Annotated in this window: 18 protein-coding genes; 11 read left to right on the forward strand and 7 right to left on the reverse strand. The window is 61.8% G+C overall.

What is annotated here, in order from left to right; all coding sequences use genetic code 11:
- Positions 1-99 precede the first annotated feature (99 nt).
- Positions 100-243, forward strand: coding sequence for a hypothetical protein (locus tag O7A60_RS18845; RefSeq protein ID WP_337107524.1), 144 nt, complete (start codon positions 100-102; stop codon positions 241-243).
- Between the two features lie 33 nt (positions 244-276).
- Positions 277-426, forward strand: coding sequence for a hypothetical protein (locus tag O7A60_RS18850; RefSeq protein ID WP_084637064.1), 150 nt, complete (start codon positions 277-279; stop codon positions 424-426).
- Between the two features lie 15 nt (positions 427-441).
- Here the strand turns inward: O7A60_RS18850 and O7A60_RS18855 are convergent, their stop codons facing one another.
- Together O7A60_RS18855 and O7A60_RS18860 are read right to left on the reverse strand one after the other, a co-directional pair.
- On the reverse strand, positions 442-807 hold the full coding sequence (locus tag O7A60_RS18855) for a DUF423 domain-containing protein (RefSeq protein ID WP_337107525.1): 366 nt from the start codon (positions 805-807) through the stop codon (positions 442-444).
- A 36-nt stretch (positions 808-843) separates the two neighbouring features.
- Positions 844-2,103, reverse strand: coding sequence for a multidrug efflux MFS transporter (locus O7A60_RS18860; RefSeq protein ID WP_337107526.1), 1,260 nt, complete (start codon positions 2,101-2,103; stop codon positions 844-846).
- Between the two features lie 115 nt (positions 2,104-2,218).
- On the opposite strand from O7A60_RS18860, the gene O7A60_RS18865 reads away from it, so the two are divergent.
- On the forward strand, positions 2,219-2,887 hold the full coding sequence (locus O7A60_RS18865; protein WP_337107527.1) for a GntR family transcriptional regulator: 669 nt from the start codon (positions 2,219-2,221) through the stop codon (positions 2,885-2,887).
- A 130-nt stretch (positions 2,888-3,017) separates the two neighbouring features.
- On the forward strand, positions 3,018-3,251 hold the full coding sequence (locus O7A60_RS18870; RefSeq protein WP_415926834.1) for a DUF982 domain-containing protein: 234 nt from the start codon (positions 3,018-3,020) through the stop codon (positions 3,249-3,251).
- A gap of 60 nt (positions 3,252-3,311) precedes the next feature.
- Here the strand turns inward: O7A60_RS18870 and O7A60_RS18875 are convergent, their stop codons facing one another.
- A complete protein-coding gene (locus O7A60_RS18875) occupies positions 3,312-3,458 on the reverse strand; it encodes a hypothetical protein (RefSeq protein WP_140506538.1) in 147 nt (48 codons plus the stop codon).
- 187 nt (positions 3,459-3,645) lie between these two features.
- Between O7A60_RS18875 and O7A60_RS18880 the strand changes: the two genes are divergently transcribed.
- Positions 3,646-4,617 (forward strand): glycosyl transferase family 90, encoded by a 972-nt coding sequence (locus O7A60_RS18880; protein WP_337107528.1) that lies wholly within the window; start codon positions 3,646-3,648, stop codon positions 4,615-4,617.
- A gap of 253 nt (positions 4,618-4,870) precedes the next feature.
- Entirely contained in the window at positions 4,871-5,842 is a 972-nt protein-coding gene (locus O7A60_RS18885; RefSeq protein WP_337107529.1) for a glycosyl transferase family 90, read from the forward strand.
- A gap of 27 nt (positions 5,843-5,869) precedes the next feature.
- On the opposite strand, the gene O7A60_RS18890 is transcribed toward O7A60_RS18885, so the two are convergent.
- Positions 5,870-6,913, reverse strand: coding sequence for an aldo/keto reductase (locus tag O7A60_RS18890; protein ID WP_337107530.1), 1,044 nt, complete (start codon positions 6,911-6,913; stop codon positions 5,870-5,872).
- Positions 6,914-7,197: 284 nt separating this feature from the next.
- Between O7A60_RS18890 and ppk2 the strand changes: the two genes are divergently transcribed.
- The gene (ppk2, locus tag O7A60_RS18895) at positions 7,198-8,118 is read left to right on the forward strand and encodes a polyphosphate kinase 2 (RefSeq protein WP_027143566.1); all 921 of its coding nucleotides are present in this window, start codon (positions 7,198-7,200) and stop codon (positions 8,116-8,118) included.
- A gap of 200 nt (positions 8,119-8,318) precedes the next feature.
- Here the strand turns inward: ppk2 and O7A60_RS18900 are convergent, their stop codons facing one another.
- The 3 genes from O7A60_RS18900 to O7A60_RS18910 form a co-directional block, all read right to left on the reverse strand.
- Positions 8,319-8,963: a dihydrofolate reductase family protein gene (locus tag O7A60_RS18900; protein WP_337107531.1), complete on the reverse strand. Its 645-nt coding sequence runs from the start codon at positions 8,961-8,963 to the stop codon at positions 8,319-8,321.
- A gap of 450 nt (positions 8,964-9,413) precedes the next feature.
- Entirely contained in the window at positions 9,414-10,445 is a 1,032-nt protein-coding gene (gene hemB / locus O7A60_RS18905) for a porphobilinogen synthase (RefSeq protein WP_027143568.1), read from the reverse strand.
- Positions 10,446-10,530: 85 nt separating this feature from the next.
- Entirely contained in the window at positions 10,531-11,361 is an 831-nt protein-coding gene (locus O7A60_RS18910) for a DUF2066 domain-containing protein (protein WP_337107532.1), read from the reverse strand.
- A 161-nt stretch (positions 11,362-11,522) separates the two neighbouring features.
- On the opposite strand from O7A60_RS18910, the gene O7A60_RS18915 reads away from it, so the two are divergent.
- The 4 genes from O7A60_RS18915 to O7A60_RS18930 all read left to right on the forward strand — a co-directional run bounded on the left by O7A60_RS18915 (position 11,523) and on the right by O7A60_RS18930 (position 15,339).
- On the forward strand, positions 11,523-12,563 hold the full coding sequence (locus O7A60_RS18915; protein ID WP_337107533.1) for an enoyl-CoA hydratase/isomerase family protein: 1,041 nt from the start codon (positions 11,523-11,525) through the stop codon (positions 12,561-12,563).
- On the forward strand, positions 12,560-12,982 hold the full coding sequence (locus O7A60_RS18920) for a DUF6163 family protein (RefSeq protein WP_027143571.1): 423 nt from the start codon (positions 12,560-12,562) through the stop codon (positions 12,980-12,982). The genes O7A60_RS18915 and O7A60_RS18920 overlap by 4 nt, the downstream gene beginning before the upstream one ends.
- A 238-nt stretch (positions 12,983-13,220) precedes the next feature.
- Positions 13,221-13,736, forward strand: coding sequence for a transcriptional regulator LdtR (ldtR, locus tag O7A60_RS18925; RefSeq protein ID WP_013896002.1), 516 nt, complete (start codon positions 13,221-13,223; stop codon positions 13,734-13,736).
- A 349-nt stretch (positions 13,737-14,085) separates the two neighbouring features.
- Positions 14,086-15,339 carry a L,D-transpeptidase family protein gene (locus O7A60_RS18930; RefSeq protein ID WP_140506523.1) on the forward strand — a complete coding sequence of 418 codons (1,254 nt, stop codon included), beginning with the start codon at positions 14,086-14,088 and terminating at the stop codon, positions 15,337-15,339.
- Positions 15,340-15,357 lie beyond the last annotated feature (18 nt).

Genomic DNA, 15,357 nt, shown 5'->3' on the forward strand with positions numbered 1-15,357 from the left:
TTCAAATTTTGCTTGACCGGCCATGGCTGGAGTCATATGCTTGAATCGATCCAAGTTGGCAGGCTTGGCCTGCTTGTTTAACCGAAGGGGAGGAGCGCCATGCATCCCGTCAACTATCTGTTCGACGACATTTATCGCAACGACTGGAATATCAGGACAGCCGCCAACAAAGTCAGGCGCCGTGGCGAAGCCGGTCCATGGATTCGCGACCTTCGTTTCCTCGTGGCCCGCAAGCGGGGCTGAATTGGATCGATTCAAAGACAAGGAGGATGAGTCATGCACCCCATTAAACATCTGTTCGAGGACATCTATCGCAACTACTGGGGCATCGCGCCGGCCACGGAGCGACCGGAGGCGCGGCGCCGGACAAAACCCGCCGCGCGCGATCGCGAACTTTGGGTCCGCCCGGAACGCCGCCAGGATTGACGTGGAGCGATCATTTCAGGGTCGTGGACGCGCCACGGCCGAAATCGCTATCGCCAGCCAGCCTGCAATGAGCAGGGTGCCGCCGATCGGCGCCGACATCGGAAACAGTCTTGAGCCCCAGAAATCGCGGGCGAGAAGATCACCCGCGAAGAGCAGCAGCCCGGGGAGCAGAACGAGGCTTGCGATGCGCAGCCAGCGGTTTGTCCCGATAAGGCCGATGGCGAGAAAGACCGGCGCATGCATCAGGAGGAATGACGCGGCCGGGCCGGTGAAGGCGCCACCGCGATGCGCGGCAGCTGCCGAAAGCGCCACCCCCGCCGCGCCGACGAGACCGCCGGCAAGCACGAGGAGCCGGCTGCCGTTCGGATTGGCGAGGTTCATGGTCGGCGTGCTCCTTCTTTTGCAGGCCAGGCAAGCTCAGGGCTTGCCCGCTTCCAGCGCCATATGCCGCATCCGCCGCGACTGGACGATCCAGTTGTAGGCGGCACCGAGCGCCATCAGCACCGACGTGCCGAGAAACACCGCCGGCATTCCGAAATGGCCGCCGACGAAACCGCCGGCCAGCGGCCCCGCGACCTGCCCGACATACTGTGCCGAGATCGCAAGGCCAAGCACGTTGCCGCCGACGCCGTCGGGGATGTTGTGCCTGATGACACTGGTGATGCAGGGCAGGAGGCCGCCCAGCGCCAGGCCCATCAGGAAACGCAGGCCGATAAGCTGCCAGCTGTTGGTGACAAAAGCCTGCGGGATGAGCAACAGCGCCGAGACAGCAAGCGCTCCCACGACAACGTTCCAGTGCCCGGTCCGGTCTGCGAGCTTGCCGAGCCAGGACGCCGACAAGATAGTGCCGAGGGCGGCCGCCGACATTACCATGCCGGCGACGAGCGTCACCCGGTTCTGGTCCCCGATGAGCTGCTGCACATAGACGGTGATGATCGGCTCGATCGACATCGTGGCGAAGGCGAGCAGCATGCCGGTGGTCAGCATGGCCACGACCGGGCGCTTGTCCGGGATCTGCGACCAGCCGCTTTTCGGTTTTGTCGCCGACGCGGCTTTGGCAGCCCTCGGGCTCGGGCGCGGACTCTCCTTGATGAGGAAGGTCGTCGCCAGGAAGGCGAGGAAGATCACCCCGCCTGACAAGAGGAAGGTGGCGCGAATCCCGATCACCGGCGGCAGCACGCCGCCGAGCAGCGGGCCGACCAGCGAGCCCGCCGTGATGCCCGCCGACAGGACGCCAAGCGCCCAGCCGGAGCGCTCCTTCGGCGTCTGCATGGCCACCAATATGGTTGAACCCGAGGAATAGCCGCCGGCGAAGCCGATCAGCAGGCGCAGCAGCACCAACTGCCAGACCGTCTCGACCATGCCCGTCAGCGACATGCAGATCGCCATGCCGAAGGAGGCGCGCACCAGCATTATCTTGCGGCCGTAGCGGTCGCCCAGGCGTCCCCACAACGGCGCGACCATCGCCGCGGCGAAGAAGGTGGCGCCATAGGCGATGCCAGACCATTGTACGGTGGCGGCATGACCCTGTGCGCCGAGCTGTTCGACGTAGAGCGGCAAGAAGGGCAGGAGCAGGGTCATGGCGATGAGCGTGCTGAACGACCCCGCGAAACAGACGGCGAGATTGCGCCGCCAATGGATGTTGTAGCCGCTTTGCCGCGTGTCTTCCTGCGTCATGTCCTGCCTGCCCGGTATCACTGCTTGTTGCGGATACCATTTTGGGATACCAACCTGGTATCCGTCATGAACTTCAAGCCGGTTGCTGTCAATGCGGCTTCGGAAAGGATGCGCGATGTCGCAGATGATGCAGAATGTCGAACGGCAGCTTCGCGAGATGATCCTGGCGCTCGAGATCGGGCCGGGAGAGCGGCTGACCGAACGCTGGATCGAAGGCCGTTTCGGCGCCTCGCGCACGCCGGTCAGGGCGGCACTTCTGCGGCTGGAGACCGAGGGGCTGGTCGGCAGGGACGGGCGCGGCTGGACGGTCTCGCCAATCAACTTGGCCGAGCTCGAGCAGATTGCGGTCTATCGCGAGGCGGTCGAGGTCGCGGCGCTGCGGCTGACATGCGGGCAAGCGGACAAGAGCGCCATCGATGTCATCGAGGCGATGCTCGATTCCTGCGACGAAAACACCCCGCGCGAGGAATGGCATCGTGTCGGCATGGATTTTCACATCGAACTGGCGCGGCTCTCCGGCAACGAATTCCTGTTCCGGGCGGTTCGTGACGCCATGACGCGCCTGTCGCGCGCCCGCTGGCTGGAAGTGCGTGACGAAAGGGCCCTTGGCCGTGCCTGGCTCGAGCATCGCGCCATCCTAGCCGCTACACGCCTTGCTCAGGCCGATGAAGCCGCGCGGCTCCTGTCGGCCCACATCGTCGGCAGCCGCGACCGGCTGGTGACGTCGCTTGCCAACGACCGACGTGGCCTTCGCGCGAGGGGATTTGCCGTCGTCGCCGCTTAGTACGGCCTATGCGCGGCAGCCCGCTCGCCGGAAAACAGGCGGCATCCGACGCGAAGCGCACTTTCAGCCTCGCTTCATGCAAGCCGATGGCGTAAGAGCGGCGATGGAAAACAATCGCTTTGAAACACCCGTGACCGTCAAATCCGTCACGGCGGGAAGCACTCAGCTCTTGCGTTCGGCAAGGGAGGCTTCCGACTACCTCCTCAACAATTGGCCGGGCAAGCGCAGCGCCAAGCATCGTGCGGCGCTGCAGGCCTGCCACGACGCACTCGCCGGCGACAAGCCGGCGATGAATGCCCGACGCGCTTTCATCGCCGCGGCGCGGGAGGTGGATGTTTTCATCAGCGACAAGGCGCCAGCCTGACATAGGCTGATACCGACAATTCGGATTGAGGCACGGCCCGCATTCGCGGGCCGCATGCCGTTATTCCTCGGTTTCGTTCTCCGTCTCGGTCTCAGGCTTCGAACGCTCGCGCGCGGCAACCTTGGCCGCCAGTTTTTCAGCCTTCTTGGCCGCCTTCTGGCGGTCGCGCTCCTTGCGTTCCTGATCGTAGTTTGGTGCTCGCGCCATATCGGCTCCTTTTGTCACTGCCTTGCGGCCCTGAACCTGCCTAGGAGCATTAGCCGTCAAACACAACAGCCGAAGCGACGATGCGTCGAAGAGATGCCGGGGCTTGCCAGATGGGCGCCACAATGATGTAGGAAACCCGGGGCGCCAATGAATTGAGAGCTGCCTGTTAATTTTGATCAAGTGACCGATGGCCACAATTTCGCGGACCGCAGCAAGAGTTTTCTATTATGCGCGAAACGCCGCGCGCGATGTGGCTCCGCAAGCGCTGTTTCGCGCCAGGCTGGCCGGCCGTCTCGAAAGGGCCAGGCTCTCCGGTGAGGCGGCGCGCCAGCGGTTGAATTACTACAACAAGTTGCAGGAAGGTTTCGCGCCAAGCGCCAATGCCAAGCGCATCAGCAAGCTGCCCTTCACGCCGACCATGTACTATTATGACCTGAAGGAATTCGCCCGCTACTTCGATCCGGATTTGCTCATCGACCTCGAATACGGCGACGTCAGGCGTGTGCCGAAGGTGCCGACGATCGTCAAGGATCGGCCGATCTGTGATGACGACAAGAATGCGATCATCATGAAGCTGGACAAGTTTCGCCACTTCCAGATGCCGGCTGACGCCATCTCGTTCGCCGACAAGCTGCCGGCCGTGGTCTGGCGCGGCGATCTCAACAATCCGATCAGGACAAGATTCCTGAAAGCCGTGCGCGACCTGCCGTTCTGTGATGTCGGCTCGCACAAGCCGAACGCGCCTGCGGAATACGCCAAGCCTTTTCTCAGCATCAGCCAGCACCAGCGCTATCGCTACATCGTCTCGCTCGAGGGCAATGATGTGGCGACCAACCTCAAATGGATCATGAACTCGAAGTCGCTTTGCCTGATGCCGCCGCCAACCTACGAGACATGGTTTGCCGAGCGACAGCTCGAAGCCAATGTCCACTATGTGCCGCTAGAGGCAGACTTCTCCAATCTTGCCGAAAACGTCGCCTATTTCGAGCGGCACCCGGCCAAGGCAGAGCGCATCATCGCCGCCGCGAACGCCTATTGCCGGACATTCGACGACGAGCGGACCGAACAGGCGATCTCCCTGCTGGTGCTCTACAAATACTTCGTGCTCTCTGGCCAGATCAAACCTGATGCCGAGGTGTGGCGCTACATAACGGGCTAATGCATGTCGCCCGGAAGTGTCCTCGGTTCCGGGATAACGACATGCATAAAATCAGAAGCTTACAGCAGGTCGGGCGAATCCTATTCGCCGCGACATGCTGTAGTTGCCGCGGCATCCCCGGCGCGTCTCGTCGAGGCCGGCCATCACGTGTTCGGGCACTGCCGGAATGCGTGCACTAACGATGCGCAATCACGCTGCGGGAACCATCCCGGCTGTTGTCTGTTTAGTGGCGCTTGTTTAGACTACGAGAACGATGGCCACCATACAACGGACGACGGCAAGGGTCTTCTACTACGCGCGAAACGTCATGCGCGATATCGCACCCCAGGCGATCTTCCGACGACGGTTGGCGGGCCGCCTGGAACAGGCCAGGCTCTCGAATGAAGCCGTGCGCCGACGGCTGAATCACTACAACAAGCTGCAGAACGCTTTTACGCCAAGCCCGGATGCCGTGCGCATCGACAAGATGCCTTTTGAACCGAGCATGTATTATTACGACCTGAAGGAATTTGCCCGCTATTTCGATCCGTCATTGCTCATCGACCTGAAGTTCGGCGACGTCAAAGGCGTGCCCAAGCTGCCGACGCTCGTCAAGGATCGGCCGATCAGCGTCGACAACGGCAACGCTGTCGTTATGAAGTTCAACAAGTTTCGCCACTTCCACATGCCTGTCGACACCGTCGCCTTCGCCGACAAACGCCCGGTCGTGGTCTGGCGCGGCGACCTCAACAATCCGATCAGGACACGGTTCCTGGATGTCGCGCGCGGCTTGCCGTTCTGCGACGTCGGTTCGCACAAGCGCAGTGCACCGGCTGAGTACAGCAAGCCTTTCCTCAGCATCAGCCAGCATCTGCGCTATCGCTACATCGTCTCGTTGGAGGGCAATGACGTGGCGACCAATCTCAAATGGATCATGAATTCCAACTCGCTCTGTCTGATGCCGCCGCCGACCTACGAAACATGGTTTGGCGAGAGCCAGCTCGAGGCCGGTGTCCACTATGCGCCGCTCGACCCGGACTTCTCCGATCTTCGTGAAAAAGTAGATTATTTCGAGCAGCATCCGGCCGCGGCGGAGCGCATCATCGCCGCGGCCAATGCCTATTGCCGCAAATTTTCCAATGAACGGGACGAGCAGGCGATCTCCCTCCTCGTCCTCTACAAATATTTCGTGCTCAGCGGCCAGATCGAACCCGATCCCGAGCTCTGGCGGTTCATCGGGACCTAGCTCTTGTGCTCGGCCCGACGCCGCTGATCAGATGTCGCTGCGGTCGAGAACCATGTCGGCGGGGCCGAAGCGATCCTTCGCCGTCAGTTGCTGGTGCCAGTAGGGGTAGAGCAGGGGCGGTCGGCTGACGGCGTCGAGGCGCTGGCGTTCCTCGGTGCCGAGCTCCAGGGCGGCGGCCGCGAGATTGTCCTTCAGCTGGACGTCGTTGCGGGCGCCGATCACCAGCGACGAGACGGCAGGGCGGCCGAGCAGCCAGGCAAGCGCCACCTGCGCCGCCGACACACCACGATCCTTGCCGATGTCGACCAGCACATCGACGATCCGCCACAGCCGGTCCGCGTCGCGGATCGGCGGCTCGGACCAGCCGGCGAGCTGGCGGGCGGTCGGGCTGTCGCGGCGGTATTTGCCCGACAGCAGGCCGCCGGCGAGCGGGCTCCAGACCAGCACGCCCAGCCCCTGGTCGACCGAGATCGGCAGCAGCTCGTACTCGGCCTCGCGCGCTTCCAGCGTGTAGTGGATCTGCTGGGTGACGAAGCGTTGCTGGTGACGGCTGTCGCTGATGGAAAGCGCCTTCATCACCTGCCAGCCGGAATAGTTGGAGCAGCCGATGTAGCGCACCTTGCCCTGGCTGACCAAAGTGTCGAGCGCGGCAACGGTTTCCTCGAGCGGGGTGAGGCCGTCCCACTGGTGGACGAAATAGATGTCGATGACATCGGTCTTCAACCGCTTCAGGCTTCTCTCGCATTCGCGGATCAGATGGTGGCGCGACAGGCCTTCGTCGTTCGGGCCCTTGCCGATCCGCATCCGCGCCTTGGACGCGATCAGCACATCGTTCTTGCGCTTGCCGCCGAGCGCTTCGCCTAAGATCTCTTCAGACAGGCCGTTCGAATAGACATTTGCGGTGTCGATGAGGTTGATGCCGGCGTCGATGCACATGTCGATCATCCGCTTGGCTTCGGCGAGATCGCTGTTGCCGACCGCGGCGAAGGGCCCGGCGCCGCCGAAGGTCATGGTGCCAAGCGTCAGTGTCGAAACCTTCAGGCCCGAACGGCCAAGGGTGCGGTATTCCATGTCAGATCCTCACGATTTCGTTGAAGAGGCGTGCCGCCAAGGGGCAGGCCTGGAACGCGACCGCGGATTTGTAGGACAATTCGGCCGGCTTGTCGCCGCAGAATGAGTTGGATCGATCACACATCGCCGAATCCGCCGTGGCGGCAATTGCGCCCGGGCTGCAATAAAACCGTCACCGCCGGCCTATATTGAAGTCGGCTCAGGTGTTTCCATTCCAGGCCACCGGCCAGCAATTTGGGGGCGCCCAGTGGTAACCGACAGGGCTTGCAAGCGGAGCAGCTGATATGACCGAGCTAAAACAGAATTCCCCTGCCAAGGACTGGCTCGAAGCCGAACTCGCCGACACGCTCGACGAAGATTATGAGCTCGAAATGTCGGAGCCGGCGCTGTCGATGGAGATCGCCAAGATCTACAAGAACTCGCATCCGCCTTCGATCGATCGCATGCAATATTTTCGCGACCTGATCAGCTTGCAGTCCGAATTGATCAAGCTGCAATCTTGGGTCGCCTATCACAAGAAGAAACTGGTGGTGATTTTCGAAGGCCGCGATTCCGCCGGCAAGGGCGGCGTCATCAAGCGCATCACCCAGCGGCTCAATCCGCGCATCTGCCGCGTCGTGGCGCTTCCGGCGCCGACCGAACGCGAGAAGTCGCAATGGTATTTCCAGCGCTATGTCCCGCATTTGCCGGCAGGCGGCGAGATCGTGTTGCTCGACCGCTCCTGGTACAACCGCTCCGGCGTCGAACGGGTAATGGGTTTTGCCAATCCCGAGCAGGTGGAGGAGTTCTTCCATGACGTGCCGGAGTTCGAGCGCATGCTGGTGCGCTCGGGCATCACCGTGGTCAAATACTGGTTCTCGATCACCGACGAAGAACAGCAGATGCGCTTCCTGATGCGCATCCATGATCCGATGAAGCAGTGGAAGCTGTCGCCGATGGACCTGCAGTCACGTGTGCGCTGGGAACAGTACACCAAGGCCAAGGAGGAGACTTTCGCCCGCACCAACATCCCCGAAGCGCCCTGGTTCATCGTCGAGGGCAACGACAAGAAGCGCGCGCGCCTGAACTGCATCGATCATCTGCTGAAGCAGCTGCCGTACGAAGACGTGCCGCACGAGGAGATCACGCTGCCGGAGCGCGTCTTCAACCCCGAATACGAACGCCAGGTCCTGCCGCGCGAACTTTACGTGCCGGAGAAATATTGAGAAACCTTTCCTTCTCCCCGTTTCACGGGGAGAAGGTGCCCGAAGGGCGGATGAGAGGGGCGCAGGGCTAACTGGTTAGACCGCCATTCGCAGGACTACGCCAGCATCATCTTCGTTCGGCAGCACCGCCCTCATTGTCCTGCCGGACCTTTCTCCTGGTACGGTGACGGGGAGAAAGGAGCTGCGCCAAAGCGCTCGGCCTAAGCCCTGTTGATGACCACGTGTGTGGCAAGTGCCGTTGCCGCCTGTTCGGTGCACTGATAACCAAGGTTGGGCATGTCGAGGCCGGCAAAAAGGTTTTCGCCCTTGCCCAGCAGCACCGGTGAGATCGCCAGGTGCATCTCGTCGATCAGCCGCTCCTGGAGATATTGCCGGATGGTGGAGACGCCGCCGCCGACCCGCACGTCCTTGCCGCTGGCCGCTGATTTTGCCTGCTCTAGCGCCGAATGGATCCCGCCGGTGACGAAATGGAAAATCGTTCCGCCTTTCATGGTGATGGGCGCCCGCTCGTGGTGGGTCAGCACGAACACCGGCACATGATAGGGCGGGTTGTCGCCCCACCAGCCCTTCCACTTGTCGTCAGGCCATTCACCCCGGATCGGGCCGAACATATTGCGGCCGAGGATCCAGGCGCCGAGGTTCTCGAAGCTGCGCGCCGCAAAGTCCTCGTCGACGCCTGTCTCGCCGCCTTCCTCGCCAAACATCTTGCGGAAGGTGCGGGTGCTGAAAGCCCATTTGTGCAGGGCCATTCCGCCGACGCCGAGCGGATTTTCCAGACTCTGATCAGGCCCGGCGCCGTAGCCGTCGAGGGACAGGCTGAAAGCGTTGACGCGAAGCTTGGACATGAAGACCTCCTCGATAACCAGTTGTATTTTGCAAGTGGTTTTCTTCTAGCAAACTGATTGTGAATTGCAAGCGGTATTTTTTCGGATCGAAAGACATCTATCCAGACCTCTGCACCAAGCGATGTCCAGACTGTTGTGTAGCGGTCGGCACGGACGGCCAGTGGCGGCCGTCGAGTCAGCCGCAATATCAACTCATTCGCCTGTAAATTTCACGAAGCGGATGTGGTGCCCGCATTGACGACGCCCGACCCCGACAGGGAACCGGGTCAGGAAGCATCCTCTGGAGGCGTTAGCCATACCTCTTGGCCGAGGTGCGGGCTGCCGGCAGCCTCCGGCAGTGCTGTTATTGTAGCTGCAGCTGCCGGTTTTTGTCAGCGGGAATTCGAAGCAATTGCCGACCGATCGAAGAGCGGTGACATCTACTGAAAGGCCTTGCCCGGGACGTTGAGGCTAGCCTTTCAGCATTTCCGCCACTTCGGGAGCGAAATAGGTCAGGATGCCGTCGCAGCCGGCACGCTTGAAGGCGAGCAGCGATTCCAGCATCGCCTTCTCGCCGTCGATCCAGCCATTGGCGCCGGCCGCCTTGATCATCGAATATTCGCCCGACACCTGATAGGCGAAGGTCGGCATCTGGAATTCGTCCTTCAGCCGGCGGATGATGTCGAGATAGGGCAGGCCGGGCTTCACCATCAGCATGTCGGCGCCCTCGGCGATGTCCTGTTCGGCCTCGCGCACCGCCTCGTCCGAATTGGCGTGGTCGATATAATAGGTCTTCTTGTCGCCCTTGAGCAGGCCGGCGGTGCCGACTGCTTCGCGATAGGGGCCGTAGAACGCCGAGGCGAATTTGGTGGCGTAGGACATGATCGCCACGTCCTGAAAACCGTTGGCGTCGAGCGCGTCGCGGATGGCACCGATACGGCCGTCCATCATGTCTGATGGCGCGATGATGTCGGCGCCGGCAGCCGCCTGAATGACGGCCGCCGCCGCGACCTGTTCCACGGTTTCGTCATTGACGATGATGCCGTCGCGCAGAATGCCGTCATGGCCATGGCTGGTGAACGGATCGAGCGCCGCGTCGGTGATGATGCCGATCTCGGGCACCGCCTCCTTTATCGCGCGGGTGGCGCGGTTGATGATGTTTTCCGGGTCGAGGATGTGCGAGCCGGTCTGGTCGCGCAGGCCCAGGTCGACATTGGGGAAGGTGGCAAGAGCCGGGATGCCGAGCTTGGCCGCGCGTTCGGCCTCCTTGACGGCAAGGTCGACCGACAGGCGGAAGACGCCGGGCATGGCGGCGATCGGTTCGCGGACATTCCTACCCTCGACGACGAAGATTGGCCAGATCAGGTCGTCGACCGAAAGCCTGTTCTCCTGCACGAGCCGGCGCGACCAGTCGGCCTTGCGCATGCGGCGCAGGCGGCGGCTGCCGGTGACGTCGTCGACGCTGCGCGCGCCGGCAGGTTTCGCTGGGGTGAATTTGTTCATGGCCAAAACTCCGGATCGGCGGCTTTTAGCACGAGCCCTTGGTGCTGACCAATGCGACACGTTTGTGCCAGTGTCGGTCGCGCTGTCAGCCGGGTTGACCATTACCGGACAGGATCTGTGCCGCGCCACGGATCGCGACGCGGAACGCCTCGTCGAAGCTGACGCCGCGTACTTGCCATTCATAGGTTTTGCCATCGATCGCAAGCCACCAGTCCACGATCCAGCCCAATTCCTTGTCGCGCCACCAGATGTTGCCGAAAAGGAGTGGTCGGCCGCCAAGGTCTCTTGCAATGCCGCCCAGCAGTTCAGGCGAGGTAGCGCTTACCTCTTCAAAGATGAACCCACCTTTGGTGAGCGTGGCCTTGTTTGGAATGACGATCGACATCGCCATGGGCTTGGCGGCCGCCTCGAACGAGTCCCGCATATAGGGACTCTCGTCCCCGTCGCTCGCGAGTACGAAGCCACGCCCTGCGCGTTCCACAGCCAAAAGTACCGACAGGGCGGGCCGCTCGCCAAGCCAGGGCCTGCTGCCGAGCGATGCCAGCACCTTGTCGATCACATCGGGCTTGTAGAGGCAGGTGAGGTCATGCGGCCGGTCATGCGTGCCTTGCTCGTCATGGATCGGAATACCCTCCAGCCGGTCATGGTAGCGAAACGAGTCGACAAAGCTGCCGGCCTTGTCGCGCAACGCGTCCATTTCGCGTCTGGCAAGCAGCCGCTGATCGCCCGAAACACGGACGAGGACCTTGTCGAGGCAAGTCCTGAAGCCGAGCTGGCGGTTTTCTTCACCCTGGCCGGTTACGATGGTCTGCGATTGGTAAAGATCGCCAAGGTCGGTTGCCCCCGCGGGGACATTGGTTGCCCACAACGCAGACAGGCAACTCAGAACAAGGACAAGGCGCAAAAACTGCGGCATGGCTCACTATCCGGCTCTTGGCCTGCCGTAATGGCCGCCAACGTCTAGCATCGGCCGCCACTTGCCGCCAAGACCGCGGCGGACAGACTGCTGCCATTGACGCACCCATGCGCCGCCTTTAGCACTTCAGTCCCGCAGGCGCGGGGAAGGATTCTCTGGCGATGGATTTTGGTGGAGGCGACGAAATTCGCTTCGAAAGGTTGGGCAGGGCCGGCGTCGTCACCCTGACGCGGCCGCTGGCGCTCAATGCCGTCACCCATCGCATGGTCAAGGCGCTGGGCGAGGCCCTGCGCTCCTGGGAGCGGGACGACGGCGTGGATGTCGTCGTGGTCAAGGCCGAGGGCAGGGCGTTTTCGGCCGGCGGCGATATCCTGCACATCTACGAAGCCGGCCGGGCCGGAAAACCGCCGGTCGAGTTTTTCGCCGACGAGTATCGGCTCAACGCCTACATCGCCCGTTTCAAGAAACCCTATGTGGCGCTCATCGACGGCATCGTCATGGGCGGTGGGGTCGGCATTTCCTTCCACGGTTCGCACCGGGTGATGACCGAGAATGCCCAGTTCGCCATGCCGGAGGTCGGCATCGGCTTTTTCCCCGATGTCGGCGCCAGTCATCTGCTGCCCGATCTTGGCGGTTCCTTCGGCATGTATCTGGCGCTGACCGGCAACCGCATCCGCTATGGCGATGCGCTGTGGTCGGGGCTGGCCACCCACACCATCAAGGCCGAGGACCAGCCGAGCTTCCTCGACCGGCTGGCGCTGACGGGCGATCCGGAATCGGTGCTGCGCGGGTTCTTTGTTCCGGCCAAGCGGGAGACCGACAGGCCCATCCTGGAGGCGATCTCCCGCCATTTCGCCCAACCCTCGCTGCCGGACCTCATCGACAGCCTGGATCGCGCGGACAAGGACGAATTCGCGGCCAGGACGCTGGCGACGATCCGCATGCGCTCGCCGACCAGCCTTCGCGTCGCCTGGCGGCAGATCAGCGCCGGGCAGACATTGTCGATGGACGACTGCATGAGGATGGAGTTCCGTATCCTGAACCGCATGCTGGCCGGCCACGATTTCTACGAAGGCATCCGTGCCGCCATCATTGACAAGGGCTCCAAGCCGCAATGGCGGCCGGCAAAGATCGATGCCGTCAGCGAGGCGGATGTCGAGGCCTATTTCGCTCCGCTCGGCGATCGGGAGCTTGGGCTGTGAGCGAAGTGACATCGAGACGCGTCGTCCTGCAGCCCTCGACGGTCGAGGTGATCTTCGCCTGGTTCCAGCGCGTCATCGCGGGCTACTGCCTGATGTTCGGCATCCTGTACTGGATCAAGCTGATCGGATTCTATCCGGGCTCGCTGTGGCGCTTCGATCTTATGCCGGTGCATTGGCAGGTGGCGGCGGTGATGCTCGCCGTGTTCTTTCCCTTCGCCGCGGCCGGGTTGTGGATGCTGGCGTCCTGGGGTCCGGTGATCTGGTTCATATGCGCGGTCACCGAGACCGTCATGTATGCCGGCTTTCCCGAGCTTTTCGGCCACCGTCTCCTGATCATCGTCTCGCATGCCTGCGTGGCGCTGCTCTACATCGTCTTTCGCGTCGTCATCTATCTGCAGAAACGCCCGGCACGACACTAAGCCATTGTACGTGTTGACGACCTGGCGACCGCTCGAATCCGCCCCGGCGATCATTGCCTAAATCTTTAGGTTAATCATCCTTGCCCGGGTGACCGTTCGTTAAGCGTCTTCCGAAACCTCTTACCGGTAAGCTCTTGTTAGCCCTAGCGTTTAAGTCGAATTTTATGAGTATTCGATAGTGTCGCGATCAAGGTGAAAAACAAAAAATCACCAGGGCGACAAACGAGAGGCAAAGACAATGATCAATTCGCGTCCGGCGGCCAAGACCGCCAACGTTTCCGACGATCGCCGCGAGGCTATCCGTTCCCTGTACATGGAATCGCTGCAGCTGGTCGAGCGTCTGCACCGCCGTCTGCTTGATGTCATCAAGGACGAATTCGACCGCAACGGCCGTTCCGACATCAATGCCATCCAGGCGCTGCTGCTCTTCAACATCGGTAATTCCGAACTGACCGCCGGCGAGCTGCGTTCACGTGGCTACTATCTCGGCTCGAACGTCTCCTACAATCTGAAGAAGCTGGTCGATCTCGGCTTCATCAACCACCAGCGCTCACGCATCGACCGCCGTTCGGTCCGCGTCTCGCTGACGCCGAAAGGCAATGAAGTGGCTGATGTGGTCGCCGGTCTCTATGAACGCCATGTCGGCTCGATCGAACAGGTCGGAGGCATCAACACCGACGAGTTCAAGCAGATGAACCGCGCCCTGCAGCGGCTCGACCGCTTCTGGAACGACACCATCGCCTACCGGATGTAAGACCATCCAGGAAACGGAGCCGCGCCGCAGAAGCGTGGCCATAACAGCGACCTCCAGTCAGGGCCGGTGCCGAAAAGCACCGGTCTTTTCTTTCTTGCGTCCGGCCAAAGCAAATTACGGGCCAAGGCCACGTTGCCGCCATATTCCAGTGGAACCGAGAGTGGCAGTGATGCTGTGGTGAAGACCATGCGTCCACCCGCAACCGCATCGCGCCTCTTGCCTTTGTCGCCAATGTGATACGGACCATGGTTGGCTAATTGTTAAGATTGCCGATTTTAGAGTGCGGGCGAGATCGCGCGATGATCGACGCAGCAAGTGATCGAACGCTACAAGAATGTCTGGAACGTCCATGAGAACCAGCCGCCGCTTTTTCCTTTCCGGAGCCTCCGCGCTCGCCGCCGCCATGGTGGCCGGCCGTGCCAGTGCGCAGGATGTGATCGGGGATATCCTGAAATCCTCGGCCCGCGGCAATTGGGATGATCAGTTCGATGCCCGCGCCAGCGAAGGCGGCAAGGTGGCCTCGACGCTGCCGATCTTCAGCCTGCAGACCGTTGCCTTCACTGAGCAGGCGGTCGCGCAGTATCAGAACATCGTCTCCCAGGGCGGCTGGACGGACGTTCCCGCGACCAAGAAACTGCAACTCGGCGTCGATGACCCGGACGTGGTGCCGTTGCGCAAGCGCCTGATGATGGCGGGCGACCTGTCGCAGAGCGCCGGCATTTCGACGGCTTTCGATTCCTATGTCGACTCGGCGGTCAAGCGCTTTCAGTTGCGCCATGGCCTGCCGGCTGACGGCTCGATGGGCAAGTATACCTACGCCGCGATGAATGTTTCGGCGCAAATCCGGCTCGGCCAGCTGCAGACCAATCTGCAGCGGCTGAAAGAGAAGGCCGGCACGCTGGGCAGCCGCTATGTGCTGGTCGATATTCCTGCCGCACAGATCGAAGCGGTCGAGAACGACCGCGTCGTGCTTCGCCACACCGCGATCGTCGGCAAGATCGATCGACAGACGCCGATCGTCAATTCCAAGATCAACGAGATCATCGTCAATCCGTACTGGAACGCACCGGTCTCGATCGTGCGCAAGGACATTATTCCGCTGATGCGGAAGGATCCCGATTATCTCAAGAACAGCCATATCCGCCTGTTCGCGCCCGATGGCAGCGAAGTCGACCCGATGAATGTGGACTGGTCGACCGACGATGCCGCCAAGTACCGTTTCCGTCAGGATCCCGGTTCGGAAAACGCCATGGCGTCGGTCAAGATCAATTTCCCGAGCCCGGACGGCGTCTACATGCACGACACGCCGCAGCAGAGCCTGTTCGGCAAGATGATGCGCTTCGATTCCTCGGGCTGCGTGCGCGTCCAGAACGTGCGCGATCTCGTCACCTGGATCCTGCGCGACACGCCCGGCTGGGACCGCCAGCATTTCGAGGCGGCTATCAAGACCGGCCAGAACACGCCGATCCAAGTCACCAACCCGGTGCCGGTGCATTTCCTCTATCTCTCGGCGTGGTCGACAGGACCCGGCGTCGTCCAGTTCCGCGACGACGTCTACGCGCTCGACGGCGCCAGCGAACTGCAGATCACGTCGTCGCTATAACGAGCTGATATTTTTGCA

This window comes from Mesorhizobium salmacidum (SeqCode) (genome assembly GCF_037179605.1).
GTDB lineage: Bacteria > Pseudomonadota > Alphaproteobacteria > Rhizobiales > Rhizobiaceae > Mesorhizobium > Mesorhizobium salmacidum.

What these genes read in the sequence shown, in the direction of transcription:
- O7A60_RS18865 (WP_337107527.1), top strand. Translation starts at nt 2,219, where the DNA reads ATGTCGCAGATGATGCAGAATGTCGAACGGCAGCTTCGCGAGATGATC.
- ldtR (WP_013896002.1), top strand. Translation starts at nt 13,221, where the DNA reads ATGATCAATTCGCGTCCGGCGGCCAAGACCGCCAACGTTTCCGACGAT.
- O7A60_RS18880 (WP_337107528.1), top strand. Translation starts at nt 3,646, where the DNA reads ATGGCCACAATTTCGCGGACCGCAGCAAGAGTTTTCTATTATGCGCGA.
- O7A60_RS18860 (WP_337107526.1), bottom strand. Translation starts at nt 2,103, where the DNA reads ATGACGCAGGAAGACACGCGGCAAAGCGGCTACAACATCCATTGGCGG.
- ppk2 (WP_027143566.1), top strand. Translation starts at nt 7,198, where the DNA reads ATGACCGAGCTAAAACAGAATTCCCCTGCCAAGGACTGGCTCGAAGCC.
- O7A60_RS18900 (WP_337107531.1), bottom strand. Translation starts at nt 8,963, where the DNA reads ATGTCCAAGCTTCGCGTCAACGCTTTCAGCCTGTCCCTCGACGGCTAC.
- hemB (WP_027143568.1), bottom strand. Translation starts at nt 10,445, where the DNA reads ATGAACAAATTCACCCCAGCGAAACCTGCCGGCGCGCGCAGCGTCGAC.
- O7A60_RS18890 (WP_337107530.1), bottom strand. Translation starts at nt 6,913, where the DNA reads ATGGAATACCGCACCCTTGGCCGTTCGGGCCTGAAGGTTTCGACACTG.
- O7A60_RS18930 (WP_140506523.1), top strand. Translation starts at nt 14,086, where the DNA reads ATGAGAACCAGCCGCCGCTTTTTCCTTTCCGGAGCCTCCGCGCTCGCC.
- O7A60_RS18915 (WP_337107533.1), top strand. Translation starts at nt 11,523, where the DNA reads ATGGATTTTGGTGGAGGCGACGAAATTCGCTTCGAAAGGTTGGGCAGG.
- O7A60_RS18875 (WP_140506538.1), bottom strand. Translation starts at nt 3,458, where the DNA reads ATGGCGCGAGCACCAAACTACGATCAGGAACGCAAGGAGCGCGACCGC.
- O7A60_RS18910 (WP_337107532.1), bottom strand. Translation starts at nt 11,361, where the DNA reads ATGCCGCAGTTTTTGCGCCTTGTCCTTGTTCTGAGTTGCCTGTCTGCG.
- O7A60_RS18850 (WP_084637064.1), top strand. Translation starts at nt 277, where the DNA reads ATGCACCCCATTAAACATCTGTTCGAGGACATCTATCGCAACTACTGG.
- O7A60_RS18885 (WP_337107529.1), top strand. Translation starts at nt 4,871, where the DNA reads ATGGCCACCATACAACGGACGACGGCAAGGGTCTTCTACTACGCGCGA.
- O7A60_RS18855 (WP_337107525.1), bottom strand. Translation starts at nt 807, where the DNA reads ATGAACCTCGCCAATCCGAACGGCAGCCGGCTCCTCGTGCTTGCCGGC.
- O7A60_RS18845 (WP_337107524.1), top strand. Translation starts at nt 100, where the DNA reads ATGCATCCCGTCAACTATCTGTTCGACGACATTTATCGCAACGACTGG.